This window comes from Paucibacter sp. XJ19-41, from assembly GCF_028462495.1.
Lineage (GTDB): Bacteria > Pseudomonadota > Gammaproteobacteria > Burkholderiales > Burkholderiaceae_C > Roseateles_E.
The window spans coordinates 1-6,533 of sequence record NZ_JAQOWX010000187.1 but is presented as its reverse complement, the minus strand read 5'-3'; the positions used below and the strand labels follow the sequence as shown (position 1 = coordinate 6,533).

Below are 6,533 nucleotides of genomic sequence, written 5' to 3'. Positions count from 1 at the left end.
TGGCCGAGGCGTGGTGGTGATCCTGCACCCGGTCCTTGTGACGGCATACCTGACGATCCAGCTTGTCCATCAATTGGTCAATCGCGGCATAAAGATCCTCATGAGACTGCTCAACGAAAATATCGCGTCCCTTCACATGGACGGTCACTTCGGCCTTCTGCCTGCGTTCCTTCTCCTTTTGCTTTTCCACCATCAGCAAGACGTTGATGTCGACGACTTGATCGAAATGGCGGGTCACCCGGTCTAGCTTGGTGAGCACGTACTCACGAAGGGCCGGCGTGACTTCAAGATGATGGCCGCTGATAGTCAGGTTCATAGAGCCTCCTTTCACAGGGTGGACAGGGAACACGGAATCGGGGAGTGGACAGGGATGTCAGGGATCAGGGTTCGGGAGATTGGGGGGGTGGGGAGCGGTAGCAGAGGTGGGGTTGAGAAACTGCAGAGGGCGAAATCAGTGTGCGCCCGATGCGCTTGTGTGACAAGCGTTTGACATGAATGCCCGAGCCTTTCGCAGTGCCGAGCCCCGGCGGGACCAAAGCTGTGCTTCAATGCGCTGTTGGCTTGCTGCGGCCAATGTCGCGATGTGATAATCACAGCACCCAATCTCTGGAGTTTTCCTTGGACAGCGATCACCCTCGGTGACCGTCCCTCCAGTGCCTGCAGCCCGCCGCGTTACTGCTTTTGCAGACGCAGCCGCCAGTCCGGAGTGAGACGGGACCCCTTATCCCTATCCGGATGGCGACCATGCCGTCCCCCGCTATGACGGCGCAGCGGCGCTGGAGATCTGTTGCATGCTCAATGTGTTCACCTTGGACAATGGCCGCCTGAAGGGCGGGTTGTTTCAGGAAGAAATCGAAAGCCCCGAGGCCCTGGCCCAATCGCGTCCGGTATGGGTCGATCTGGAAAGCCCCAGCGTCGAGGAAAAGGGCTGGATACGCGACCGCTTCGGCCTGGTGATCCCGGAGAACATCGTCGATGACGATCTGGAGGAATCGGCACGTTTCTACGAGGAAGACAACGGCGAGCTGCATATCCGCTCGGACTTCCTGATCGATGACGACGAGACGCCGCGCAATGTGCGGGTCGCCTTCATCCTGTTCAACAACGTGCTGTTCTCGGTCCATAACGAGGACCTGCCGGTGTTCCGGCTGCTGCGCCTGCGCGCACGCCGCATCCCGGCGCTGATCGAGGATGCCAAGGATGTGCTGCTCAAGCTCTACGACGCCGATGCCGAGTACTCGGCCGACGCGCTGGAAGGCATTTACGACAGCCTGGAGAAGGTCAGCGCGCGGGTCTTGAAGAAGGACGTCAACGATGCCGAGGCCGGCGTGGGGCGGGCCGCGATCGCGCGCGAGGAAGACCTGAACGGCCGCATCCGCCGCAATGTGATGGACACACGGCGCGCGGTCAGCTTCATGATGCGCAGCCGCATGCTGAACGCCGAGCAGTTCGAGGAGTCACGCCAGATCCTGCGCGACATCGACTCGCTGGACTCGCACACCGCCTTTCTGTTCGACAAGATCAACTTCCTGATGGACGCCACCGTCGGCTTCATCAACATCAACCAGAACAAGATCATCAAGATCTTCTCGGTGGCCAGCGTGGCCCTGCTGCCGCCCACGCTGATCGCCAGCATCTACGGCATGAACTTCAAGTACATGCCCGAGCTTGACCAGGCCTGGGGCTACCCCTTCGCGCTCGGGCTGATGCTGGCTTCGGTGGCCGCGCCCTTCATCTATTTCCGCCGCAAGGGCTGGCTCAGGTAGTCGCCGCGCTCAGCAGCGCGTCGCTGACCTCGCTCAGGCGCTGCACCTCGCGCCAGGAGCCCCGGCGCAGGTCTTCGTGCTTGGGCGCGATCGTGAAGCCGGCATCGGCGCCAGCCAGCATCGGCACATCATTCAGGTTGTCGCCGATGGCGGCGATGAACAAGCTGCCGGGCCGCGCCTGGTCGCGCAGATGGCGCAGCACATTGGCCTTGCTGACCAGCTCGGGGCTCGGTGAGTCGCCGTGCCGGAAGGCCGGGTTGATGCGCACGGTGCCGGTGCTGATCTCGTTGCCGAAGCTCATGAAGTGGGCGATCGCGAAGTCGGCGAAGACGCGCCGGCGCACGATGTCGGCGGCGATGAAATAGCTGTCGCTGACCACGCCCACCAGCCAGCCCTCGCGGCGCAGGCGCTTGATCGCGTCGACCGCATCCTCACGCAGCGGCAGTTCTCGCGCGACCCGCACGAACTCGCGCTGATGCACGAACTTGAAGACCTGGGCAATCGAGTCGCTGCGGGTCGAGGCGTCGATATCATGGCGGTCCAGCCAGCGCGCCAGCTCGGCCTCGCGTCCGCTGTGCTTGGCCATGGTCTCGACGAAGCGGCCCTCGATCAGCGTACCGTCCATATCGAACAGCGCGACCTTGTCGGCGCTGGCCAGGCGGCGGGCCACGCGCTCGAAGGTGCCGCGCGACTGGCGCTCGACCTCCTCCAGCTCCAGGAACTGCTCGAAGGAGAAGCGGTTGCTGGCCTTGGCGCGGTGCATGATGGCGCGGCTGACCTGCTGCGCCATCAGTGAGAGCCGGTCCAGCGGCTGGCTGTCATTGACGATCTCGCCGATCTCGACCTCGACCACGCGCGCGCCCTTCAGATGCGCATCGATCAGGATGCCGACATCGACACCGTAGTCATCGTCCAGGGTCAGGGTGCGCAGCAAGGCCGTCGTGCCGGCGATGATGCCGCCCAGCGGCTGGACGAAATGCGCGAGCTCGGGGAAGAACACCCGCAGCAGCGGCTTGGCCGTCAGCTCGGTGACGCGGCCGCCGCTGCGCGAGAAGCGCGCCTTGACCAGATCGGCCGAGCCCTCGGCCAGCGGCCCGGTCATGCGCTCGATCAGGTCGCCGCGCAGGCCGCCCAGGTCGGCGTCCAGATAGAGCACCCAGGGCGTCTGCACCAGGTTCAGGCCATCCACCATCGAGGCACCCTTGCCCAGCAAGGTGCTGGTGACGACGCGGGCGCCGGCGGCCTCGGCCCGCTCGATGGTGGCATCGATCGAGCCGTCATCGATCACGATGATCTCCACATCGGGCGCCTGGCGGCGCACCACCGCGATGACGTCGCCGATCTGGCGCTCCTCGTTGAGCGCCGGAATCAGGACGGTGAGGTTGTGCTTGTTCTCCATGGTCCGAGTTTGACATGGTCGCTGTCCAGGGGCGCCGACCCTATCATCGGGGTGTCGAGCCGACAATAGGGGTCACAAATGGACACAACGATCCGATCAATGGTGGTTCATGTCTGCGACAGCCCGCGCTCGGCCCAGGTGCTGGGTCTGGCCCGGCGGCTGGCGACCGAGCACGGCGCGCGCCTGCAGGCGGTCTATGCGGTGGCGCCCAGTGCCTCGGGCGCCTATATCTCGCCCGAGGCCTCGAGCCTGGCGGTGCAGCTGCGTGGCGATACCGACAAGGCCCGCCAGCAGCGCGCGGCCGATCTGGTGGCGGCGGCCGGCGGCGAGATCAGCTTCGCCAGCGTGATGAGCGATGCGGCCACCGAGATGGTGCAGGCGGCGCGCAACAGCGATCTGCTGGTGATGGGCCAGCAGGAGCCTGGGCAGCAGCACGGCCTGCCCGAGGGCCTGGTCGGCCGCCTGCTGGTCTCAGGCGCCTGCCCCATCCTGTTCGTGCCCTATGTGCACGAGACGCCGCGTTGCGGCGAGCGGGTGCTGGTGGCCTGGCGTGACTCGCGCGAGAGTGCGCGGGCGCTGCGCGATGCGCTGCCCTTGCTGCGGCGCGCCCAGCGGGTCGAGCTGGTGCGTTTTGCCGAGAGCGAGCTCGCCGGACCCGAGCCGCTGCTGCGCGCCCAGGCCTATCTGCGCCTGCACGGTGTCGAGGCCGAGCTCAAGGTCTTGCAGCGGCCCGAGTCCTCCCTGGGTGAGCGCCTGATCTCGCCGTGGACACCGGATGCCTCGGTGGCCGAGGCCTTGCTGTCACAGGCGGCCGACAGCGACGCTGATCTGATCGTGATGGGCGGCTTTGGCCATACCCGGCTGTGGGAGCTGGTACTGGGCGGCGTCACGCGCACGATGCTGGAGTCGATGACGGTGCCGGTGCTGATGTCGCACTGAAGCGCTAGGTGACGCGCAGCCGGCGCTTGATCAGGCGCAGCAGGGCGCCGACCAGCGGCAGCTTCTCGTACAGCTCCTCGGCCGCATCCCAGTAGTCGCGGTGGTAGACGACCCGGCCGTCGCTGCCGAAGCGCAGATGGCTGCTGCCGTGGATGGTCTGCGCACGGCCGCGCAGGCCGAATTCGAAGTCCCAGCACAGAAAGCACTGGTCCCCCTCGACCAGCGTCTCCAGCACCTTGAAGCGGGGCGCATCGAGGGCCTCGAACATATGGGCAAAGATGGCCTGGATCGCGCTCAGGCTGTGCACCTCGTTGAAGGGGTCGCGAAAATAGGCGGCCTCGTCGTAATGCCGGCCCAGCCGTGCGATGTCGGTGGGCTGCAGCTGTTCGAACAGCGTGACGATGGCTTGGGCGCGTGGGTCCATTCAGAGTCCGGTGGCGCGGCGCACCGCGCGAAAGTAAAGACTGTAGGGCAGCAGGCGCAGCAGCTTGAGCCAGAGCGTGAAGCGCTTCGGAAAATGGATCTCGAAGCGGCCGTCGGCCCAGCCGTCCAGCATGGCCTGCGCGGCCTGGGCGGGGCTCAGCAGCGCCGGCATATGGAAGTCGTTGCCGGCGGTCAGCGGGGTTGCGACAAAGCCGGGATGCACGACCGAGACGCCCAGGCCTTCCGGGGACAGGTCTTGATAGAGCGCCTCGGCCAGATGGGTCAGCGCCGCCTTGGCCGGACCATAGGCCATGGACTTGGGCAGCGCGCGGTAGCCGGCCACGCTGGAGACCAGGCTCAGATGACCCCCGCGCCCCGCCTGAGCCTGGCGCAGCAGCTGGGGCAGCAGCGCATCGAGCAGATTCAGCGCGCCGACATAGTTGATCTGCAGATGGCGCACGGCCTCGTCAAGCCCGAACTGCTGGGCCCGCATCGGCTGGTAGTGGCCGGCGCAGAAGATGCAGGCATCGATCTGGCCATGGCTGGCCTGCAGCTGGGCCACGGCCGCACGCAGGGCCGCTGCGTCCTGCACGTCCAGCGGCAGCGCCGTGCTGCCCGGATGGGCCTGAACGAACTCCAGCAGCAGCGCTGCCTGGCGCGCCGAGACCACCACGCGCGCACCGGCGCCATGCAGGGCCTCGGCCAGCGCCCGGCCGATGCCGCTGGAGGCGCCGACGATCCAGGCAGTCCTGCCCTGCCAGTGCTGCAGCTTGGGGTTGAGCGACATGGCTCAGCGCTTCTGGAAGGACAAGGTCACTTCGCCCAGGCGCACACCGAACTTGCTCATCTGCGCCTTGTTCAGCATGACCTTGTCATCGATCAGATACATCCAGTCGTCGAAATCGACCTCATAGACTGTGCCGTCGACCGGCAGCCGCAGCGTGTAGCTCCAGCGCAGCGCATTGCCGGCGGCCTCGCCGCGTGCCTCGCCAACCACATCGTCGGCCCGCCCGCTGTAGCGGCCGCCGCCCAGATGGCGCAGGCGCCAGACGCGGCGCTCGGTCTTGCCGTCGCTGTACTTGAAGTCCTCTTCCAGCAGGCCCTCGTCGCCCTGCCAGCTGCCTTTCAGATCGACCGTGAAGCGGCGCTGCACCTTGCCGGCGCGGTCGGTGAACACGCCATGCGCCAGCAGCGGGCCGTTGAAGTACTGCCGCAGGTCCAGGGTCGGCGTCTGGCCGGCGTAGTCGGCCGGCGTAGGCGCCGAGGCGCAGCCGGCCAGCAGCAGGGCGCCGCCAAGGACGAGAAGATGACGGCGATTCAGTTCGGGGCGCATGAAACAGCCTCCTGCTCGGGTTTGATGATCAGCACGTAAAGCGCGCCAGCGGCGGCCAGTTTCAGCGCGCAGGGCAGCAGGCAGTAGGCCCAGGTCAGGGCCTGCAAGGCGGCGGGGTCGCGCTGGCCCGGCGCATAGCCCAGCCATTGCAGTAGCGGTAGGGCCAGGCCGGCGGCCAGCGCGAGATTGAGCTTGTTGGCGAAATTCCACCAGCCGAAGAACACACCCTCGGCCCGGCCGGCCAGGCCGGCGCCTTGCACCACGCCGGTCAGCAGCGCGCCGGGGATGGCCAGATCGGCGCCCAGCGCCGCACCGCTGGCCAGGCAGACCAGCACAAAGCCCAGCTGATCGCCGGCGGCGAGGCTGCTTGCCCAGGCAAAGCTCAGCACCGCCAGCAGCATCGCCGCCAGCCAGGCGCGCGCCCGGCCCAGCCGGGCCACCACGCGCAGCCACAGCGGCATCGACAGCGCGGCGGCCACGAAATAGCTGGCCAGATACAGCCCCTCGGCCGCCGGCGTCTGCAGGCGGTCGCGCACAAAGAACAGCAGCAGCGTCGCCGGTATCGCGGCGGCAATGCCGTTGAGCAGGAAGACCAGCAACAGCCGGCGAAAGCCCGGCGTGCGCCAGGCCAGGGCCAGCCCCTGCTCGGCCGCGCTGCGCTCGCTGGGCCGTG

The 6,533-nt window shown here is 66.8% G+C and carries 8 protein-coding genes; 2 read left to right on the top strand and 6 right to left on the bottom strand.

The window, feature by feature from the left end:
* On the bottom strand, positions 1-316 hold a 316-nt coding region (gene hpf, locus PO768_RS27255; RefSeq protein WP_272648566.1), incomplete at its 3' end, for a ribosome hibernation-promoting factor, HPF/YfiA family.
* A gap of 475 nt (positions 317-791) precedes the next feature.
* On the opposite strand from hpf, the gene corA reads away from it, so the two are divergent.
* Entirely contained in the window at positions 792-1,766 is a 975-nt protein-coding gene (gene corA, locus PO768_RS27250) for a magnesium/cobalt transporter CorA (RefSeq protein WP_272648565.1), read from the top strand.
* On the opposite strand, the gene PO768_RS27245 is transcribed toward corA, so the two are convergent.
* Positions 1,759-3,165 (bottom strand): HAD-IB family phosphatase, encoded by a 1,407-nt coding sequence (locus tag PO768_RS27245; protein ID WP_272648564.1) that lies wholly within the window; start codon positions 3,163-3,165, stop codon positions 1,759-1,761. The two genes, corA and PO768_RS27245, sit on opposite strands and share 8 nt — an antisense overlap.
* Before the next feature lie 78 nt (positions 3,166-3,243).
* Between PO768_RS27245 and PO768_RS27240 the strand changes: the two genes are divergently transcribed.
* Positions 3,244-4,104 (top strand): universal stress protein, encoded by an 861-nt coding sequence (locus PO768_RS27240; RefSeq protein WP_272648563.1) that lies wholly within the window; start codon positions 3,244-3,246, stop codon positions 4,102-4,104.
* Positions 4,105-4,108: 4 nt separating this feature from the next.
* Here the strand turns inward: PO768_RS27240 and PO768_RS27235 are convergent, their stop codons facing one another.
* The 4 genes from PO768_RS27235 to PO768_RS27220 form a co-directional block, all read right to left on the bottom strand.
* Positions 4,109-4,528 (bottom strand): nuclear transport factor 2 family protein, encoded by a 420-nt coding sequence (locus tag PO768_RS27235; RefSeq protein WP_269839190.1) that lies wholly within the window; start codon positions 4,526-4,528, stop codon positions 4,109-4,111.
* Positions 4,529-5,314 carry an SDR family NAD(P)-dependent oxidoreductase gene (locus tag PO768_RS27230; protein WP_272648562.1) on the bottom strand — a complete coding sequence of 262 codons (786 nt, stop codon included), beginning with the start codon at positions 5,312-5,314 and terminating at the stop codon, positions 4,529-4,531.
* Positions 5,315-5,317: 3 nt separating this feature from the next.
* Positions 5,318-5,860: a DUF3833 domain-containing protein gene (locus PO768_RS27225; protein ID WP_262969021.1), complete on the bottom strand. Its 543-nt coding sequence runs from the start codon at positions 5,858-5,860 to the stop codon at positions 5,318-5,320.
* The coding region (locus PO768_RS27220) for an MFS transporter (RefSeq protein WP_272648561.1) at positions 5,845-6,533 on the bottom strand (689 nt) is incomplete at its 5' end. The genes PO768_RS27225 and PO768_RS27220, both read right to left, overlap by 16 nt.

Coding starts and splice junctions, on each gene's coding strand:
- corA (WP_272648565.1), top strand. CDS start 792: ATGCTCAATGTGTTCACCTTGGACAATGGCCGCCTGAAGGGCGGGTTG.
- PO768_RS27245 (WP_272648564.1), bottom strand. CDS start 3,165: ATGGAGAACAAGCACAACCTCACCGTCCTGATTCCGGCGCTCAACGAG.
- PO768_RS27240 (WP_272648563.1), top strand. CDS start 3,244: ATGGACACAACGATCCGATCAATGGTGGTTCATGTCTGCGACAGCCCG.
- PO768_RS27235 (WP_269839190.1), bottom strand. CDS start 4,528: ATGGACCCACGCGCCCAAGCCATCGTCACGCTGTTCGAACAGCTGCAG.
- PO768_RS27230 (WP_272648562.1), bottom strand. CDS start 5,314: ATGTCGCTCAACCCCAAGCTGCAGCACTGGCAGGGCAGGACTGCCTGG.
- PO768_RS27225 (WP_262969021.1), bottom strand. CDS start 5,860: ATGCGCCCCGAACTGAATCGCCGTCATCTTCTCGTCCTTGGCGGCGCC.